At 65.6% G+C, this 18,519-nt stretch carries 14 protein-coding genes; 7 read left to right on the forward strand and 7 right to left on the reverse strand.

Features of this window, described 5'->3' with window-relative positions; translation table 11 throughout:
- Positions 1-95 precede the first annotated feature (95 nt).
- Positions 96-1,541, forward strand: coding sequence for a chloride channel protein (locus PAN31108_RS00965; protein WP_150667036.1), 1,446 nt, complete (start codon positions 96-98; stop codon positions 1,539-1,541).
- Here the strand turns inward: PAN31108_RS00965 and tam are convergent.
- From tam to PAN31108_RS00990, 5 genes are all read right to left on the reverse strand, one after another.
- Positions 1,472-2,311, reverse strand: coding sequence for a trans-aconitate 2-methyltransferase (gene tam / locus PAN31108_RS00970; protein ID WP_150667037.1), 840 nt, complete (start codon positions 2,309-2,311; stop codon positions 1,472-1,474). The genes PAN31108_RS00965 and tam overlap by 70 nt on opposite strands.
- A 44-nt stretch (positions 2,312-2,355) precedes the next feature.
- Positions 2,356-3,015, reverse strand: a complete 660-nt coding sequence (locus tag PAN31108_RS00975) for an anti-sigma factor family protein (protein WP_150667038.1) — start codon at positions 3,013-3,015, stop codon at positions 2,356-2,358.
- Positions 3,016-3,125: 110 nt separating this feature from the next.
- Positions 3,126-4,109, reverse strand: a complete 984-nt coding sequence (locus tag PAN31108_RS00980) for a M23 family metallopeptidase (protein ID WP_150667039.1) — start codon at positions 4,107-4,109, stop codon at positions 3,126-3,128.
- 187 nt (positions 4,110-4,296) lie between these two features.
- Positions 4,297-5,289: a sensor domain-containing diguanylate cyclase gene (locus PAN31108_RS00985; protein ID WP_150667413.1), complete on the reverse strand. Its 993-nt coding sequence runs from the start codon at positions 5,287-5,289 to the stop codon at positions 4,297-4,299.
- Between the two features lie 115 nt (positions 5,290-5,404).
- Entirely contained in the window at positions 5,405-6,553 is a 1,149-nt protein-coding gene (locus tag PAN31108_RS00990) for an acyltransferase family protein (protein WP_150667040.1), read from the reverse strand.
- Positions 6,554-6,811: 258 nt separating this feature from the next.
- Between PAN31108_RS00990 and PAN31108_RS00995 the strand changes: the two genes are divergently transcribed.
- Complete coding sequence (locus tag PAN31108_RS00995; protein WP_150667041.1) at positions 6,812-7,492, forward strand: phosphatase PAP2 family protein; 681 nt, start codon at positions 6,812-6,814, stop codon at positions 7,490-7,492.
- Between the two features lie 160 nt (positions 7,493-7,652).
- On the forward strand, positions 7,653-9,635 hold the full coding sequence (locus tag PAN31108_RS01000) for a PHA/PHB synthase family protein (protein ID WP_150667042.1): 1,983 nt from the start codon (positions 7,653-7,655) through the stop codon (positions 9,633-9,635).
- Here the strand turns inward: PAN31108_RS01000 and PAN31108_RS01005 are convergent.
- Both PAN31108_RS01005 and phbB read right to left on the reverse strand, forming a co-directional pair.
- A complete protein-coding gene (locus PAN31108_RS01005) occupies positions 9,617-10,213 on the reverse strand; it encodes a hypothetical protein (RefSeq protein ID WP_150667043.1) in 597 nt (198 codons plus the stop codon). The genes PAN31108_RS01000 and PAN31108_RS01005 overlap by 19 nt on opposite strands.
- Before the next feature lie 41 nt (positions 10,214-10,254).
- Positions 10,255-10,998 (reverse strand): acetoacetyl-CoA reductase, encoded by a 744-nt coding sequence (phbB, locus tag PAN31108_RS01010; RefSeq protein ID WP_150667044.1) that lies wholly within the window; start codon positions 10,996-10,998, stop codon positions 10,255-10,257.
- 749 nt (positions 10,999-11,747) lie between these two features.
- On the opposite strand from phbB, the gene PAN31108_RS01015 reads away from it, so the two are divergent.
- Genes PAN31108_RS01015 through PAN31108_RS01030 form a run of 4 tightly spaced genes read left to right on the forward strand, consistent with a single transcriptional unit; the run spans position 11,748 to position 18,476 of the window.
- Positions 11,748-13,004 carry an efflux RND transporter periplasmic adaptor subunit gene (locus PAN31108_RS01015; protein WP_370819551.1) on the forward strand — a complete coding sequence of 419 codons (1,257 nt, stop codon included), beginning with the start codon at positions 11,748-11,750 and terminating at the stop codon, positions 13,002-13,004.
- Positions 13,001-16,201 carry an efflux RND transporter permease subunit gene (locus tag PAN31108_RS01020; protein ID WP_281350018.1) on the forward strand — a complete coding sequence of 1,067 codons (3,201 nt, stop codon included), beginning with the start codon at positions 13,001-13,003 and terminating at the stop codon, positions 16,199-16,201. Before PAN31108_RS01015 ends, PAN31108_RS01020 begins: the two co-directional genes overlap by 4 nt.
- Positions 16,198-17,829, forward strand: a complete 1,632-nt coding sequence (locus PAN31108_RS01025; RefSeq protein WP_246183715.1) for an efflux transporter outer membrane subunit — start codon at positions 16,198-16,200, stop codon at positions 17,827-17,829. The genes PAN31108_RS01020 and PAN31108_RS01025 overlap by 4 nt, the downstream gene beginning before the upstream one ends.
- On the forward strand, positions 17,826-18,476 hold the full coding sequence (locus PAN31108_RS01030; protein WP_150667045.1) for a TetR/AcrR family transcriptional regulator: 651 nt from the start codon (positions 17,826-17,828) through the stop codon (positions 18,474-18,476). Before PAN31108_RS01025 ends, PAN31108_RS01030 begins: the two co-directional genes overlap by 4 nt.
- Positions 18,477-18,519 lie beyond the last annotated feature (43 nt).

The raw sequence follows: 18,519 nt of genomic DNA on the forward strand, positions 1-18,519 counted from the left end.
CAACAAAACATTCATTTCACTTATGCTGCGTCGCGCCATAAAATCCGGGTATTCCCTTACTCACCCGGCTTCAGCGCAAGCCAGATCGCAGCACCATGACCCTCACGCAACGCTCGCAAGACGCCGACGTCCTCGCCCAAGAGAAGGCCCGGGCGTTATCGCATCCCGTCGCGCCCGCCCCTGAGCCGACGGCCGCCGGCACGCAAGACACCCCTGCAACGCCGCTCGTCACGCTGGGCGTCGTGACGATACTCATCGGCATTGGCGCGGGTGTGGGCGGCACGCTGCTCGCCGCGCTGCTCCACATCGTCCAGCATCTCGCCTTCGGTTACGCGGAGGACCGGGTCTTCGGCGCGCAGAGTTTCCTGAGCGGCGTGACGGCCGCCTCGCCCGAACGGCGTTTCGCCGCGCTGACGTTGTGCGGCGCCGTCGCCGGACTCGGCTGGTACGCCCTGCATCGCTATGGCGCGAAGCTCGTCTCCATCAAGGAAGCCGTCGGTCGCGCCCGCCCCATGCCGGTGGGCAGCACGCTCGCCCACGCCTTGCTGCAAATCGTGACGGTCGCGCTCGGCTCGCCGCTGGGTCGTGAAGTCGCGCCCCGAGAAATCGGTGCGCTGGTGGCCGATCGGTTGGCGCGCCGCGCTGGGCTGTCGACGGCGCACTGCCGGCTGCTGGTCGCTTGCGGTGCGGGCGCCGGATTGGCCGCCGTGTACAACGTGCCGCTCGGCGGTGCGATCTTCGTGCTCGAAGTATTGCTCGGCACGTTCGCCTGGCGCGCCGTGCTGCCCGCGTTCGCGACATCGGCCATCGCCGCTGCGGTGGCCTGGATGGGGATGGGCGTCGAACAGCAGTACACGATCCCGTCGTTCGACGTGACGGCGCCCCTCATGGGCTGGTCGCTCGTGTGCGGCCCGCTCGTCGGCGCAGCGGCGTGGGCTTACGCGCGTCTGACGGAGCATGCGCGCGCCAACGCGCCGCGCGACTGGCGCGCTCCGGTCTTCGCGCTGGCCAACTTTATGGTGCTGGGTCTGGTCGTCGCCTGGTACCCGCAGGTGCCGGGCAACGGCAAAGGTCCGGCGTCGCTCGCCTTCAACGGTGAACTCGTGACGGCGCTGGCATTCGCGTTGCTCGCGCTGCGTGTGGTCTTCACATGGAGCAGTCTGCGTGCGGGTGCTGCGGGCGGATTGCTGACGCCCGGGCTGGCCAACGGCGCGCTACTCGCCGTGGTGCTGGCCGGCGTATGGAATGGCGCATGGAATACCGTAGGGGGCGTGTTGCCGCCAGCATGGGAGATGGGCGTGGTGCTCGGCGCGGCGGCCCTCATCGGGGCCACCGCATTCCTCGCCGTGTCGATGCGCATGCCGATCACGGCTGTCGTGCTGGCGCTGGAGTTCACGCATGTGAATCAGGACTTCCTGGCGCCGATGTTGCTCGCTGTGGCGGGTGCCGCCTGCACGGCACGCTGGCTCGATCAGCGCGTCGCGACGACGAAGAGTCGCGGGAACGGCAGCAATACCGTACCGTCGGCAAGCGCCGGATAAGCCTTCACGATCTCGTCCGTGTAACGGCTCAGGAAGGCTTCACGCGAGGCATCGTCGAGCTTCGAGAGAAACGGGCGCAGCGCGCTTCCCTTGAACCATTCGACCACGGCAGGCGCGCCGCCCGCGAGCGGGTGATAGTACGTGGTGCGCCAGATGTCGACACGCGAGCACAACTTGCGCAGCATCGGGTAGTAGAACGCGGCCCCGTGACGCGCGGTGCGCTCCGTGCCCTTGAGCGTGTCGGCCCAACGCGGGTCGGCCGCCACTTCGCGCATCAGGCGATGCGCCGGTTCGTCGAGGTTGTCCGGCGTCTGCACGGCGAGCGAGCCGCCCGGCGACAGGCACTCGATCAGCCGCGGGTAAAGCGTCTCGTGATCGGGCAGCCATTGCAGCACGGCATTCGCCAGAATCACGTCGAACGGACCGTCGCTCCATGTTGCGACATCGGCCACATCGAAATGGAACTGCGGCAAACGCTTGCGCGCCGCATCGACCATATCCTGCGAACTGTCCAGACCATGCACTTGCGCCTGCGCGTAGCGTGCGGCGAGCACCTCGGTCGAGTTGCCGGGGCCGCAACCGATGTCGACGACACGTGTCGCCTCACGCCCGGAAAGCTCGGGAATGGCGGCGACGAGATCGCGCACGGGACGCGTGCGCTCGTCTTCGAATTTCACGTATTGAGACGCCTGCCACGCCGGGTTCGTCGGCGCAGCGGCCGCAACCTTGGTGGATGTTTCGGAGGCTTGGGAGGCCGGGTTTTGCTGCATGAATCACTCCATCGGGGGGGGATCGATCGATAGCCCACACGATATCAGGTCATCGCCTGCAATGCCTCAACAAACACGCGCAGATGCGTCGGTTCGGCATCGGTGATCGCCCAGTAAGTCATCCCGTTGCGCCGCCAGCGCGCGATCGCATAGCCGTGCGCGCCCGTGATCGACGGCGCCGCCGACGCCTTGTCGCGCCCCGAGAACAGGTAAAGATCGATCGGCTGTTTGTCGGTGAGATAGACGAGAACGGACACGGTGCGTCCCCCCACATAGTCGAGACGCGCTCCCGCCAGCGGGAATCCCTTCGTCGAGAGATCGACGACCGGCGGGACGTAATCGAGACGGCCGTCGAACCAAGGCTTCACGGTGAGAGGATCGGTCGAGACGATATCGAGCGGATGCTGCGACAACCGCGCACGCACATGACTCGCCACGATCTCCTGCGGCTGCACGCCTGTCGGCGGCGGCGTCGACGAAGTCGGCGGGGGTGCCGCAGGACGGCCGACCAGCAGCGCCATCGCCACGGCCAGACCACCGAGGAGCGCACCGCAGGCCCCGCCGAGCAGCCACGGCGCAAGACGTTGTCCCCGCGCGGCGCCGATGGACTTCCCCGAATGGACGAGGTTGTTCGAGCTTTGCCCCGATACGGTCTCGTCGGCACGCGTCGTCGCAATGTCGTTGGGATCGTCAGGCGTGTTCATCGCGTCCTCCCCAAGTCGCGTCGCCCCGTCGAAGTCATGCCACCCGGGTGGTTTGCCAGGACTCCAAAAGACAACGCCGATGGACGCATTGAATCACATCGGCGAGCGGGTTACATCGGGGCGACATGCCAGCGCACGCCGCCGATGCGCGCGCTCGGTGTCGTCGGCCGCCACGACGGCATCGCGTCGAGCACCCGTTGGCAGGCATCGACCTGAGGCGGCGCATGGTTCGGCACGCCGGCGCCGACTTCCCTGATGCTGCCCCGGCTCAACAGGGGCGACGGATCGACCGGATTCCCGTTGCGACGCAGTTCGAAATGCAGATGTGGCCCGGTCGCCATGCCGGTCCTGCCTATCGCACCGATCTCGTCGCCTGCGCTGACCGTATCGCCGACGCGCAGCCCGCGTGCGGTCGCCGACAAGTGCGCATAGAGCGTCTCGCTGTCGTAGCGGTGTGCGATCACGATGTACCTGCCGAAGCCCCGCCCCTGATAGCCGATGAACGTCACTTCGCCATCGGCTGCGGCGAGGACCGGTGTGCCGACCAGCGCAGCGAAATCGACGCCGTCATGGCGGTGCGACACGCGGCGGATCGGATGTCGGCGCGCACCGAAGGTCGACGTAATGCGCGCGCCCTCCACCGGCATGACAAACGACCGGGTCGTGCGTGGCGTGGACACGGTCGGCGCGCGCTTCGGCATGGAGAACAGGCCGGTGTGACCGGCGACGGTCGTCATGAGTGCGGATACGGGAGCGCGCGTCGAGAACGCGCCGCAGAAGGCGCGACTCGTAGTCATCGCCCCCGCCGCGGACGCCACTCCCGGCGCGGTCGGTGAGAGTGACGAGAGTGACGAGAGCGTCGGCGATGCAAATACCGCCGACACCACGGGAGACGGCGTCAGCCGCTGATGCGCCATCAATGCCGTGCCCTGTGCCATCGCAGGCAACGGCGCGGCAAGGCACAGCCAGAACCAGGCCGCGCGATGCGACCAGGAAGATACGCGCTCACCCTGCCCCCGCAGACCTTGCGCACCGCCGTCCGACGTCGCGCCCGGGCGGCTGACCAATGGAGAAGAGGCAGAGGAGAAAGACATCGCATCGTTAACTGAATCGGAATCGACGCAGTCTACGGGGCGACGGTACGCAATTTGCTGGGAAAGCGCCCAATTTGCACGCAAGTAGCGGTCAAACCACCCCGAATTGGGAGCAAACCCAACGCAGGGTGCGGGTAAAACCGATCCGCGAGACGTCTTTCAGGGGGCGCGGGGCACGCCCGCGCGCTTAACGTCGTGTGCCGGGTCGCGTGCGTTTGATGGCGTACATCGCCTCGTCCGCAAGGTCCATCAGTTGCGTCATATCGGTGCCGTCGTCGGGCAACATCGCGATACCGACGCTCACACCCAGTTCGAGCCGCTTGCCCTCGAACTCGAACGGCGCGCCGACTTCCTGCGCGAGCCGTTCGCTATGGGCTTCGGCGTCGGCGCGCGAGTGGATGCCGCACAAAATCATGCCGAACTCGTCGCCGCCCACGCGCGCAATCGTGTCCGAGCGGCGCGCCGTCGCGTTCATGCGCTCGGCCGCCGCGCGGATGGCGGCGTCGCCGGCACGATGGCCGTACTTGTCGTTGATGGGTTTGAGCCCGTCCATGTCGATGTTCAGAATGCCGAGCCGCGACGACGAACGCAGGGCCAGATGCACCGCCTGACGCAAGCGATCGTAGAAGAGTGCGCGGTTGGGCAGCCCCGTGAGGGCATCGTGCGTCGCCTGGAGATAAAGCTGGCTCGTCTCGAAGCGCGCCGCATGGAACATGGCCGCTGCGATGAGTTCGCTCATCAGTTCGAGTGTGCGCACGTCGGCATCCGGGAATGCACCCGGTGTGGGGGCAAACACCTTGAGTACGCCGACGGTCGTGTCCAGATGCCTGAGCGGTGTGACGATCATCGAACGCAAGCCGACTTTGCGGCACGCCTCGCGATCCACACGCGGATCGGTTTCCGAGTCGTCGCAACGCAGAATCTCGCCCGTCTTCACACACTGCCCCGAGAGCGAGCTGTCGCGCGACAAACGCATGCCGAGCAGATTGGCCGCCACGCCGGACGCCGCCCGGTACACCATGTCGTCGCCTTCGGCCAACTCGACCACGGCCCCGTTGGCCTGAGTAAGATCCTGAACCCGCTCCGTCACGAAGGTCATCACACCTCCGAGATCCAGACCGAGTTTGGCGATTTCGGTCTGCGTCTTCACGATCTCCAAAAGCGTATGACTTTCGGGCATCACACTCACGGCGTTATGGCTCACAACCTAATCCTGTTCAACAAAAAGCGTGAACCGGAAATGTACCATCGCGCCGCGCTAATTTCATGTCGGGACTGCACCCGATGCCGGTCGCTCACGCCGCTTCGGCGGCCATGACCGACGTCTGACGCGGCAAGAAGCGGCGCGCTGCGGGGCCACTGACATACCGGTGCAGCGCGCCGCCGAGCAGCGTGCAGACGACGAGCGCCGGGACATAGACGAGGAACGTCCAGCGCATGTCGCCGTTCGCGAGCGTGCGATAGGCCGGCGTGACGGCGAGCACAACGAACATGTGGCTCAGGTAAATCTCGTAACTCCATTGCCCCATCTGCTTGAGCCAGCGCAGGCCCGGTGGCACGACACGCGTCGAACCGTGCGCTGCGGCCAGCCACAACGCAGCGCTCACGCACAGCAGCAACATGACGTAGTCGTGCATGAGCGGCCAGAGAATGTCTGCGTAAAAGACGACGGCGAGACATCCCGCCACGCTCAACGCCCCGAAACTGCGTGCAACGACGCGAGGCAACGTTAAACGTTGCATCGCCAGCGCCGTCAGCACGCCCCACGCGATCGCCGCCATCCCCGGCAGATACGCCTTCTCCTGCCATATCTCGTTGCCTTGCAGCGCGGCGCGCGTCCATGGCAGCGACACGGCGAGCGCGATCAGCGCAAGCACGCGCCATGGGCCACGCAACACCAGACAGAACACGGGAAAAGCCAGATAGAAACACACTTCGATAGAAAGGGACCACAACACATCCCATCCGCCCGGCAACCAGTTCGTGCGACCCTCGTACCAGTTCAACGTCATGGTGAGCGCCGCCGTCAACGCGCCGGACAACGACTGCCCCGGCTTATCGATGACGAACGTCGGCACACCAAGCAGATGCATGACCGACAGAACGGCGAGCAGTAACAGCAGCAGCGGGAAGATGCGCACGGCCCGCAAGGCATAGAAATGACGCCAACGCATCGCGTCGAGCGACCCATACCGCGCCAGCGAGCGACGTGTGATCACGAAGCCTGAAATCACGAAAAACACGAATACCGCCTCATAACCGTTGAAACTGATGCCCCTGACCAGGCGCGCGGGCAACACGTCGCCCAGCAGGCTGGGGCCGAGCGGCAAACGGAATTTGAGCGCGAGGTGGTGAACGACCACAAAGAGAATAGACAGACCGCGCAAGACGTCGATGCCGTCGTTGCGCACGCGCAGACGCGCCGGTGTTGCAGGGGGAATCATGGGAACTCCGGAAGCGGTGTGCGGGGGGGCACACCGCAGACATCGTACTATGGTGGCCCATCGCCGACACCCCATCGAATTCGATGGGTTCCGCGCGCATGGTGTGTTGCCCCATATGGGCCGAACGAACCGATCGCGACGCTATCCGAGGCCCTGAGTCCGGGTCGTCGGACCACAATTTGTACCCCTCGCGACGGCACGCGTAAGATATCGTTTTTCGCCCGAAGCCTTCTGCTTCCGGGCCGTTTTCTGGTAGTCATGTCTAACTTCTGGATCACCATTACCAATTTCGGCAGCGCCGCCGTCACGGTGCCGCTGGCCGCCGCGCTCACCCTCTGGTTGCTCTCCGCTCGCGCATGGCATGCCGCCTTCGCGTGGGTCGCGCTGTTCGGCGCCGGCTCGTTTGTCGTGGCCGTCTCCAAAGTCATGTTCCTCGGCTGGGGACTCGGCGTGCGCGAGATCGACTTCACGGGCGTGAGCGGCCATACGATGTTCGCGGCCACGGTCTATCCGGCCATTGCATGGCTGCTGCTGCGCAATCTGGCATGGCCCTGGCGGGTGCTGGGCACGGTGTTGGCGGCTGCCGGCAGCGTGGCCGTGGGTGTCTCGCGCGTCGCGTTGTCGGCGCATTCGGTGTCGGAGTCGGTCGCCGGGTGTATTGTCGGTTTCGCGGTGTGCGCGGCGTTCGCATGGGTCACGCGTAGCGACGACGCCCCCAACCTGAAAACGCTGCCCATGGCCGCCAGCCTGTTCGTGCTCGTGATGTGGCTGCACGGCGAGCGCGTACCGACGCAACGCTGGATCACGGAAATCGCGCTCATGATGTCCGGGCGCGATCAACCGTTCAAACGCTACAGCTGGCATGCCCGCAAACCGGCCCCCGGGCCCGCGCTTCCCACCTTCCCTTCGTCAACCGGCACGCCAGCGCCGGCGCACTGAAGCGGCCGGCCCGGGAACGGGCAATTGGCGACGGCGTGCGCCTGGCTCATGATCTCGACCGAGCGCACGCAACTTGTCGCAGATCAGAGTAGTCATACGTGGCGTGCGTTATATTCACCGAAACGCGCGACACGCGTCGTGCGACCGAACGGAGTCCGCCATGCCTGCTCGCAGTGACAAGACGTCCCGCTCCTCATCATCACGATCCACCAAATCCGCGCCCAAGTCGGCGATACCGCCGGCGGTCGCCGCTTCCGCCTCAGCCACAGCAACGTCGACCGCCTCTCGGTCTCGCGGCGCGCCGAAAACGGCCAGTCCGCCAACGCGACGCGCGACGCCGCGCGGCGCGTCGCCCCTCGATACCGAGGCGACGCCATCGTCATCGCCCCATGCGGCAACCGCCTCCCCTGTCGCCCCAGATTCCGCGCCCCCCGCCTCGTTCACCGAGCACCTCGACCGTGCAGCGATGGCGACGACCGCCCGCTTCACCGGCAACGTCTCTCCCGCCGCCGTCGCGCTCGTGTGGGGTGACTGGCTCATGCACGCGGCCACCGCACCCGGCCACCAGTTGAATGTCTTCAGAGCGCTTGCCGCGATCGACAAGCCCGATGCCGGCACGACACCGCCCACCGACGCACCGCATGAGACGGACCGACGCTTTCGCGATCCGTCATGGGATCGCCCACCGTTCTCGTGGCTGCGCGAGCGTTTTTTGCGCACGCAGGATTTCGTCGATGCAATGACGGGCGAGATTCCGGGGGTGGATCCGCATCATCGCGACGTGGTGCGCTTCATGGCGCGCCAATGGCTCGACGTCTTGTCTCCGAGCAACCAATGGTGGGCGAACCCCGAAGTGCTCACGGCGATTCGCGAGACGCAAGGCCAAAATCTCGTCAGGGGTGCGCAACGCTGGTGGTCGGATCTGAAGGACATGGCCGCCGGCGATGCACCCGGCGCCGGCCCCGACGCGTGCAAAGCCTTCCGTGTCGGCCATGAGATCGCCGCGACCCCCGGCAAGGTCGTTTATCGCAACGCCTTTTTCGAGCTGCTGCAGTACGCGCCGGCGCAAACACAGACGTGGCGCGAACCGGTACTGATCGTGCCGTCGTGGCTGTTGAAGTTCTACATCCTCGATCTGGAAGCGCAGCATTCGCTCGTGCGCTATCTGGTGTCGCAAGGCCACAACGTCTTCATGATCTCGTGGCATAACCCCGGCCCGGAGGACCGTGACCGGGGACTCGACGACTACCTGTCGTCCGGTCTGCTGCGCGCGCTGGGCGAAGTCCGGCGTCTGACGGGCAACGTGCCGGTGCATGCTTGCGGCTACTGCCTCGGCGGCACGCTGCTCGCCATCGCGGCCGCGACGCTGGCGCGTCAAGGCGCGCAGACGAAGGGCGACGCCGACATGCTCGCCAGCGTCACGCTGCTGGCTGCACAAACGGACTTCAGCGAGCCGGGCGAACTCGGCCTGTTCATCGACGCCAGTCAGGTGGCCTATCTCGAAGCGATGATGTGGCGCCAGGGATTCATCAGCGGCGAACAACTCGCGGGCACCTTCCAATTGCTCAACTCGCGTGATCTGATCTGGTCGCGACTCATGCGCGACTATTTGCTCGGCACCCCCGCGCAGACGACCGATTTCACTGTCTGGAATGCCGATACGACCCGCATTCCCGCACGGCTTCACAGCCAGTGCCTGCGTGAGCTGTATCTGAACAACGCGCTCGCGACTGGCGCGCTGAAGGTCGGCGAACAACCGGTCGCGCTCTCGGATATCCGTGTGCCGATGTTCGTCGTGGCGACCGAGCGCGACCACATCTCGCCGTGGCGCTCCGTCTACAAGATGCATCTGCTCTATCACGGGGATTTGACGTTCGCGCTCGTCTCGGGCGGTCACAACGTGGGCGTGGTGTGCGAGCCGGGTCACGCGCGCAGCCATCACCGGGTCGCCACGCGTGCGGCCGGTGCGGCGTATCGCGACCCGCATGCGTGGTTCGCCACGACACCCGCCATGCAAAGCTCGTGGTGGCCCGCATGGCAGGCGTGGCTGCTCGCGCAGGGCAGCGGTAAATCCATCACCGCCCCCTGGCCGCCAGAGAAGGCGCTACACGACGCGCCGGGGACTTACGTGCTTGAACGCTGAGCGTGGCCGCCGCGCTTGGGCGGCACGCGGCCATTGAGCTGGGATTGCTGCGCGGCGCTCGACACCGCGGCCTCGGTCGCCTGCGCCGCTTCCGTCGACATACGACGCCACGCATCCATCGTGCCCTGCGTGGCATCGTTGAACGCCTGGAACCACTTCTGCAACGGCGCCTCGGCGGCTTGCGTCGCCGCCCCCGCCGCCGTGCCCGCACCGATCAGGTCTGGCAACGTCATTGCGCCGGCCATGCCGTGCTGAAGTTCCTCGCCGGTCTTGCGGCAATGCTCGGCCCAGAGCAACTGGTTGTTCGCGCACACCGCGAGCCATTCGCGCCAGAACTCGTTTTGCTGCGCCAGCTGACCATTGAGCAATTGCAGATGCGCGGTGAGCAGACCGTTGAAGTCCTTTGCGCCGCCGAGCGACTTCGCCGCTTCCGCATGCGCCTTGAGCAGTTCAGTGTCGCGTTCGACCTGCAATTGATGCGTGCGTTGCGCAGCTTCCAGCACAATCCCATAAGCCCCCAGTGCGCTAGCGGTACCGAGCTTGGCCAACGCCAGCGCCGGGTTCGTTTCCTTTGACATCGTGACTCTCCTAAGTAAGTAATTGGCTGCGTCGCTTCGCGTCACTCCATATGCATGCCGCCATTGATGGCGAGGTTACTGCCGGTGATGAAACCTGCGTCGTCGGACACGAGAAAGGCGACGAGCGCCGCCACCTCTTCGGGCCGCCCCAGCCGTCCGACCGGAATCTGCGGAAGAATGCGCGATTCGAGCACCTCCTGCGGTACGGCCGTGACCATCTTGGTGGCGAGATACCCCGGCGAAATGGTGTTGACCGTCACGCCGGACTTGGCGACTTCAAGCGCCAGCGCCTTGGTAAAGCCATGCATTCCGGCTTTCGCTGCCGCGTAGTTCGCCTGCCCGAAAGCGCCGCGACTGCCGTTGACCGACGAGACGTTGACGATACGTCCCCAGCCGCGTGCGACCATGCCACCGAAAATCGGCCGGGTCATGTTGAAAACGCTATCCAGATCCGTGCGCAATACCAACTGCCAGTCTTCGGCAGTCATCTTGCGCATCGTGGCGTCGCGCGTGATCCCCGCGTTATTGATGAGAATGTCCACCGGACCGCTGTCCGATTCGACGGCTTTCGCGCAAGCCTCGCATGAAGCGAAGTCGGCGACGTCGACACGATAAGCAGCGAAGTTGCGGCCCGTGGCGCGCATACGCTCGACCCAGCCTTCGCAATCGTGATTGTTGGGGGAACAGGTGACCGCGACGCGGTACCCGGCATCGGCAAGACGCAGGCTGATCGCCTCGCCCAAACCGCCCATGCCGCCTGTGACCAATGCTGTTCGTGTTGTCATGGCTATCCGTCTCTGGTTAACGTCTGTCGTTAAACTTCGGATACATCAAGCATAGTCGCGAATGCCCGACTTGCTGTGGCAATCGACATCCCCGCATGTCCTCCGCTTGACGTCGGTCAAGCCGTAGCGCCGACGTTGCACTGTCTGCACCAAAAAAGCCCGCCGCCGGCATCGATGTACTGTGCCGATCGCGTGATGAACTGCCGGGTGTCTTCGCTACGATGTCGCCAGTCGTTGCAACTGGCCCGAGTGCGACTCAATGTGCGTGACAACGTTCCTCGGTTGTGACAATTTGTCCCGGTAAATCGCCTTCATGCGTGATTCGCCGACGCATATTCGTTACATTGTTCATTGCATGCAATATGACGCGGCGCCACTATCGCGCCATCCGCTCGCGCTTTCTCGCGGGAACGGACGAGCACGTGACAGGCATCGTACTCCAAAATAATTTGTTGGTTGGCAATTTGCCGCGGATTTGCCCCCGATTTTCCACCGATCGGCGACGTGTCGATCGCCCTCCCATGGCTCACCCCTATCGATAGTCATAGGGGGCGTCAACGGAGAGTTTGCGACCGTTGCAGCACGTGGGCAATCCATATATCATCGCCCGTAGATTTTTTCCGGATCGCGTGGCGAATGCGGTCCGACGCTTAGCCTCCCGCCAGTCCCTGCGCGGGGGATTCAGCCGTTAAAGTCGTCGCAACTCGTTGTTTTTCCTACCAGATTTCTTATTTGTGGGTCACGAGCGCATGATGTCCTTTCTGCCCGCCTTTTTGCCAGACACCGCTGCGCGCCGCCGGTTTGCGCTGACGGTCGCCGCCACCGCCATTGCCGCGGCTTCGCTGGCCGCCTGTTCACGCAAGGCCCCGCCGGAGCGGCCACCGCGTCCGGTCGTCGCCGTCGCGGCCACGCTCGCCGAGCAAACGCCCATCGCGTCGCTGCCCGCCCAGATCGAAGCGCGCTACACCACGCCGCTGTCGTTCCGGGTGGCGGGCAAAATCGTCGACCGCTCGGTGCGTCTTGGAGATGCCGTGAAGGCCGGCCAGGTCGTCGCCAGACTCGATCCGCCCGATCTGTCGAAGAACGCCGCGAGTGCACGCGCGCAACTCGACGCCGCGCAGCATCAGCTCGAATATGCCACGCAGACCGTGACGCGCGACCGCGCGCAGGCGCGCGAAAACCTCATCGCGCCGGCACAACTCGAACAATCCGAAAACGCGTACGCCAGCGCACTCGCGCAGCGCAATCAGGCGCGTGAGCAGGCAGCGCTTGCGGGCGATCAGTTGAGCTACGGCAACCTGAAGGCGGACCGCGACGGGGTCATCACGGCGGAGCAGGCCGACACCGGGCAGAACGTCAGCGCCGGTCAGCCGGTGTATCAACTGGCGTGGACGGGCGACGTCGACGTGATTGCCGATGTGCCCGAAGTCGCGCTCGGCGCGTTCCGCATCGGGCAGACGGCGACCGTCTCCCTGCCCGCGATACCGGGCAAGACGTGGCAGGCGCGCGTGCGCGAACTCTCGCCGGCGGCGGATCCGATGAGCCGCACTTACCGTGCCAAACTCTCCCTGCTCGCGCCCGGACCGGACGTGAAGCTCGGGATGACGGCCAACGTTGCATTCGCACAGCCGCTCGCCGCACCGGTTTCGACGCTGGTCGCAGCGACGGCCGCCAGCACGGTGGCCCCGGCGGCGTCCAGTGTGCAGTCCGCAACCTCGGCGCCATCCCTGCCATCGGCCACCGCAGTCGCCGACGCTCGACCGATCACCCTGCCGTCCACCGCCCTCTTCCACGATGGCAACCACCCCGCCGTGTGGGTCGTCAAGCCAGACGACACGCTCGTGCTGCGCCGCGTGACGATCGCCCGCTACGGCGAGCGCACCGTGACGGTCGCGGGCGGCATTCAGCCCGGCGAGCGCATCGTCTGGCAAGGCGTTCACACTGTCACGGCAGGCGAGAAAGTGCGCGTGATCGCGCCGCTGCATCCGGAGGACTTCGCGTCATGAGCACGCTCGACGGGAAACCGCCCGTGCCCCAGGACCCGCAAGCCGCCCCCGCCGACGAACCCAAGGACTACAGCCACGAGGAGGGGCGGTTCAACCTCTCCGCGTGGGCGTTGCGCCATCGTTCGCTGATGATCTTCCTGATCGCGATGGCGACGATCTTCGGCATTCTGGCTTACTCGCGTCTCGCACAATCGGAAGATCCGCCGTTCACCTTCCGGGTGATGGTGATCCGCACGTTCTGGCCCGGCGCCACCGCCAAACAGGTACAGGAGCAAGTCACCGACCGCATCGCACGCAAGCTTCAGGAGATGCCGAGCATCGACTTCCAGCGCAGTTATTCGCGCCCGGGCGAGTCGTTGCTGTTCTTCTCGATGAAGGACTCGGCGCCGGCAAGCGAGGTGCCCGAAGAGTGGTATCAGGTGCGCAAGAAGGTCGGGGACATTGCCTACACGCTGCCGGCGGGCGTACAGGGCCCTTTCTTCAACGACGAGTTCGGCGACGTCTACACGCACATCTTCACCCTCGAAGGCGACGGCTTCGGCCCCGCCCAGTTGCGCGATTACGCCGACGCCCTGCGCACCGTGCTGCTGCGCGTGCCGGGTGTGGCGAAGGTCGATTACTTCGGTGATCAGGACCAGCGCATCTATGTCGAGATCAGCAACACGCAACTCACACGCCTGGGCATCTCTCCGAATCAGATCGCGCAGGCCGTGAACGGCCAGAATGCTGTCTCGCCGGCAGGGACCATCGAAGCCCCGAACGATCGTGTGGTGGTGCGTCCGAGCGGCCAGTTCCGTAACGTCGACGAACTCGCCGATACGCTCATCCGAATCAATAACCGCACGTTCCGTCTGGGCGATATCGCAACGATCAAACGCGGTTACGTCGATCCCCCCGTCTCGGAAATGCGCTTCGGCGGCAAACCGGTGCTCGGGATCGGCATCACCATGCAAAAGGGTCAGGACGTCGTACACCTCGGCAAGGCGCTGGAGAGCACGATGGGCAATCTGCGGGCGCAACTGCCCGCCGGGCTGAAGCTCACCGAAGTCGCGAGCATGTCGCAGTCCGTGTCGCACTCGGTCGACGACTTTCTCGAAGCCGTCGCCGAAGCCGTCGCCATCGTGCTGATCGTGAGTCTCGTCTCGCTCGGATTCCGCACCGGCATGGTCGTGGTGATCTCGATTCCGGTGGTGCTCGCGGTCACGTCGCTGTTCATGTACATCTTCGACATCGGCTTGCACAAGGTGTCGCTCGGCACGCTGATTCTGGCGCTCGGCCTGCTCGTGGACGATGCCATCATCGCGGTCGAGATGATGGCCGTGAAACTCGCCCAGGGCTGGAACCGCAAACGCGCCGCCGCGTTCGCTTACACGAGCACCGCGTTTCCGATGCTCACCGGCACGCTCGTGACCGTCTCCGGCTTTCTGCCGATCGCGCTGGCGAAGTCGAGCACCGGCGAATACACGCGCTCGATCTTCGAAGTGTCGGCGATCGCGTTGCTCGCGTCCTGGCTGGCGGCCGTGGTGCTCATTCCCCTGCTCGGCTACAAGTTGCTGCCTGAGCGTCCGCGCGAAGCGCATCACGGCGACGACCACGAACATGAGGTGTACGACACCCGGTTCTACAACCGCCTGCGCGGCTGGCTGACGTGGTGCATCGAGCGCAAGTTCGTCGTGCTCGTCATCACCGTCGTGCTGTTCCTGATCGCCATGGCCGGGTTCTCGCTCGTGCCGCAGCAGTTCTTCCCGAGTTCGGATCGTCCGGAGTTGATGGTGGACCTGCGCTTGCAGGAAGGCGCCTCGTATCAGGCGACGCTGCGCGAGACGCAGCGCCTCGAAAAGCTGCTCGAGGGCCGCACGGAGATCGATCACACGGTGAGTTTCGTCGGCACCGGTGCGCCGCGCTTCTATCTGCCGCTCGACCAGCAACTGCCGACACCGAACTTCGCGCAGCTCGTGATTACCGCCAAGTCGGTGGAAGCACGCGAAGCGCTCGCACAATGGCTCGAACCGAAGCTGCGCGAGACCATGCCGGGCGTGCGCACGCGTTTGTCGCGTCTTGAAAACGGACCGCCGGTCGGGTTCCCGGTGCAATTCCGCGTGAGCGGCGACGATATCGGCACCGTGCGCAAAATCTCCGAGCAGGTGGCGGACGTCATGCGCAACAACGGCGATACCGTCGATGTCCAGTTCGACTGGGATGAGCCTTCGCAACGCTCCGTGCGCTTCGAAGTCGATCAGCAGAAAGCGCGCGCGCTGGGCGTGAGTTCGACCGACATCGCGAACTTCGTCGCCATGACGCTCACCGGTTACGACATCAGCCAATACCGTGAACGCGACAAGCTGATCTCGATCACGCTGCGCTCACCCAAAGCCGAACGGGTCGATCCGGCCAAGCTCGCCACACTGGCCATGCCCACGCCGAACGGCCCGGTGCCGCTCGCCACGCTCGGACGCATGGTCGACGATCTGGAATACGGCGTGATCTGGGAGCGCGACCGTCAGCCGACCATTACCGTGCGCTCCGATGTGCGGGCAGGCAAGCAAGGTATCGACGTGACCGAAGCCGTCTACAAGAAGCTCGGCGACATTCGCCAGGCGCTGCCGGTCGGCTATCGCATCGAGATCGGCGGATCGGTCGAGGAGTCGGGCAAGGGGCAGGCGTCGATCAATGCGCAGATGCCGATCATGATCATTGCCGTCCTTACGCTGCTGATGATTCAGCTGCAGAGCTTCGCGCGCACCATGCTGGTCGTGCTCACCGCGCCGCTCGGCATGATCGGGGTGGTCGCCACGCTCTTGCTGTTCGGCAAGCCGTTCGGTTTCGTGGCGATGCTCGGGGTGATTGCGATGTTCGGCATCATCATGCGCAACTCGGTGATTCTGGTCGATCAGATCGAGCAGGACGTCGCCGCCGGACATCCGCGCTTCGATGCCATCGTGAGCGCCACGGTGCGACGCTTCCGTCCGATCACATTGACGGCGGCCGCTGCCGTGCTCGCGCTGATCCCGCTGTTGCGCAGCAACTTCTTCGGCCCGATGGCAACCGCGCTGATGGGCGGGATCACCAGCGCCACCATCCTGACCGTGTTTTTCCTGCCGGCGTTGTACGCGACGGCGTTCCGTGTGCGCCACGACGAACGCGCGTCGCATGCGGGCAATGCGGCGTCCGCCAGCCCGCAAGGAGATCGCTCATGACCTCGCGCTTCATGCCGCACACTGTCTCACGGACTGTCTTGCGCACCGCCTCGCGAACGGTTGCGCTTGCGCTGCGCCGCCGTGCGCTGCTGGCACCGGTCCTGCCGCTCTGGCTGAGCGCCTGCGCCTTCACACCGGGCGACAATCCCCCGGCAATGCCTTCGCCGTCGCACTACGGGGTGAACGCCGTGCCCACGCAAACGGTGACGGCACAAGGCGCCTCGCAACAGTTCGAGGTCGGTGCGCCGCCGGTCAAGGCCTGGTGGCAGGCCTATCAGTCCGACAAGCTCAATGCGCTGGTCGACGAAGGGCTGCGCAACAGTCCGAACCTGTCGTCGGCCGATCATGCGTTACAAGCGGCTCGTGAGCAGTTGAAGGCGCAAATCGGCGCGTCGCTGCTCCCGTCCGTGGACATCGGCGGCGAGGCCGCGCGCGAGCGCAACCTCGGCATCCCGAACCTGCGGCCGCCGACCGCGCTGTACAACATGTTCGTCGGCCAGATTCAGGCGCGCTACACGTTCGACTTTTTCGGGGCGTCGCGCTTCGCCAATGCATCGCTCGCCGCGCAGGTCGACCAGCAGGCATTCCAACTGGCCTCGGCCCGGCAGGCGCTCGCGGCGAACATCGTCTCCGGCGCCATCGGCGCATCGGTGCTCGGCGCGCAGGTCAAGGCCACCGAACGGCTGGTGGACCTCGCGCAGGCAGATGCCACCGACATGGCGCGCCGCGAAGCGCTGGGCGCCGTGTCGCGGGCCGATGCATTGGCCTCCGCCCAAAATGCCGAGTCGCTCGCCGCATCGCTGCCGGGCCTGCGCGCGCAATGGCACTCCACCCGTCACGCGCTGGCGGTTCTGCTCGGCCGCACGCCCGATCAGGCGCCCGAGGACCTGCCGCTCGGTGAGTTGAAGGTGCCCGCCCGCGTGCCGGTCGTGGTGCCGTCGACGTTGCTCCAATCGAGGCCGGATATTCAGGCGGCAGAAATGGCGCTCAAGGCGGCGTCCGCCGAAGTCGGCGTGGCGACCGCGCAGATGTTTCCCAGTCTGTCGCTCACCGCGTCGATGGGCAAAGGGGGTTTCAACTGGCCGACGGTCATGTCCAACGCGGGTTCCCTGTGGAGTATTGCCGCGTCGATCTCGCAACCGATCTTCCACGGCGGCGCGCTGCTGGCTCAGCGCCGCGCGGCACAGGCGACTTACGAGGCAGCCGTCGATCAGTACAAGCAGACCGTGCTCACCGCGTTCAGGAACGTGGCGGATACGCTGGCGTCGCTCGAAGCGGACAATACGTCGCTGCTGCATGCCGACAACGCAAGTGCGGCGGCCGAGCAGATCTACCGCGATACGGCGGCCCGGGTGCGGCTGGGGGCGTTGCCGGTGTCGTCGGCGCGCGCTCGCGAGCAACAGTACTGGAACGCCTATCTGACGACGGTGCGTGCAACCGGCGCGCGTTTGTCGGATACTGCGCTACTGTTTTACGCGATGGGCGTGCCGCCGGAGCCCGCTGCCGATGCAGCAACGCCGGGCGACGGCGCGGCAGCGACGGCACCGACCGCAAGTGCCGCTGGGGCCGCTGGGGCCGCTGTGGCCGATCACCGGCCGCCCCCGTCGCAAGACGTAGCCAGACGATGACCGCCACACCCACGACGCGGGGCAGACGCCCCAAACACTTGCCCGATGGCCGCGCAGCCCTGCTGCATGCGGCCATCGACGCTTTCTCCCACCTCGGCTACGACGGCGCCAACCTGCGCGGCATCGCCGCCGCAGCCAAAGTCGACGCCAGCCTCGTGCGCGTGCATTTCGGCTCGAAGGAACAACTCTGGCGCGCGTGCGTCGATACGCTCGAAGCCGCCCTGACGGCGCCCGTCGCCACGCTCGCGGCGATTGCGGACGACACCACGCGTCCCGTGCGCGAGCGCCTGCGCGACGCCATCGCCCTCATCGCGGCCTACGCGATGCAGCATCCCGAGCACAAACGCTTCATTTCCCTGCACGCCACGGAGACCGGCGAGCGCGGCGCGGTGCTCTACCGTCACTTGCTCGAACCCGTCTACCACTGCATGGAAAAACTCATCGTCGAGGGGATGGCGGCGGGCGTGGTCCGCGCAGAGCATCCGGCCATGTACTTCTGCGTCCTCGCGCATGCGTTGCATCCGCCGCCCGGCTCGCCGGTACTGATGCAGGTGATCGCGCCGGAAGTCGGCGGCGAAGCGTTCGGCCCCGCCCTGCTCAAGCAAGTCGAGATGGTGTTCTTCACACCGGCGGACACCGAAGGCTGACGCCCCGGCGCACGCCGGCATTCCGGCATGCTGCCCCGGATCG

The organism is Pandoraea anhela (assembly GCF_902459655.1).
GTDB classification, from domain to species: Bacteria; Pseudomonadota; Gammaproteobacteria; order Burkholderiales; family Burkholderiaceae; genus Pandoraea; species Pandoraea anhela.

Excerpts from the sequence above, each read along its gene's own strand:
- PAN31108_RS00965 (WP_150667036.1), top strand. The coding sequence starts at position 96 with ATGACCCTCACGCAACGCTCGCAAGACGCCGACGTCCTCGCCCAAGAG.
- tam (WP_150667037.1), bottom strand. The coding sequence starts at position 2,311 with ATGCAGCAAAACCCGGCCTCCCAAGCCTCCGAAACATCCACCAAGGTT.
- PAN31108_RS00975 (WP_150667038.1), bottom strand. The coding sequence starts at position 3,015 with ATGAACACGCCTGACGATCCCAACGACATTGCGACGACGCGTGCCGAC.
- PAN31108_RS00980 (WP_150667039.1), bottom strand. The coding sequence starts at position 4,109 with ATGTCTTTCTCCTCTGCCTCTTCTCCATTGGTCAGCCGCCCGGGCGCG.
- PAN31108_RS00985 (WP_150667413.1), bottom strand. The coding sequence starts at position 5,289 with ATGCCCGAAAGTCATACGCTTTTGGAGATCGTGAAGACGCAGACCGAA.
- PAN31108_RS00990 (WP_150667040.1), bottom strand. The coding sequence starts at position 6,553 with ATGATTCCCCCTGCAACACCGGCGCGTCTGCGCGTGCGCAACGACGGC.
- PAN31108_RS00995 (WP_150667041.1), top strand. The coding sequence starts at position 6,812 with ATGTCTAACTTCTGGATCACCATTACCAATTTCGGCAGCGCCGCCGTC.
- PAN31108_RS01000 (WP_150667042.1), top strand. The coding sequence starts at position 7,653 with ATGCCTGCTCGCAGTGACAAGACGTCCCGCTCCTCATCATCACGATCC.
- PAN31108_RS01005 (WP_150667043.1), bottom strand. The coding sequence starts at position 10,213 with ATGTCAAAGGAAACGAACCCGGCGCTGGCGTTGGCCAAGCTCGGTACC.
- phbB (WP_150667044.1), bottom strand. The coding sequence starts at position 10,998 with ATGACAACACGAACAGCATTGGTCACAGGCGGCATGGGCGGTTTGGGC.
- PAN31108_RS01015 (WP_370819551.1), top strand. The coding sequence starts at position 11,748 with ATGATGTCCTTTCTGCCCGCCTTTTTGCCAGACACCGCTGCGCGCCGC.
- PAN31108_RS01020 (WP_281350018.1), top strand. The coding sequence starts at position 13,001 with ATGAGCACGCTCGACGGGAAACCGCCCGTGCCCCAGGACCCGCAAGCC.
- PAN31108_RS01025 (WP_246183715.1), top strand. The coding sequence starts at position 16,198 with ATGACCTCGCGCTTCATGCCGCACACTGTCTCACGGACTGTCTTGCGC.
- PAN31108_RS01030 (WP_150667045.1), top strand. The coding sequence starts at position 17,826 with ATGACCGCCACACCCACGACGCGGGGCAGACGCCCCAAACACTTGCCC.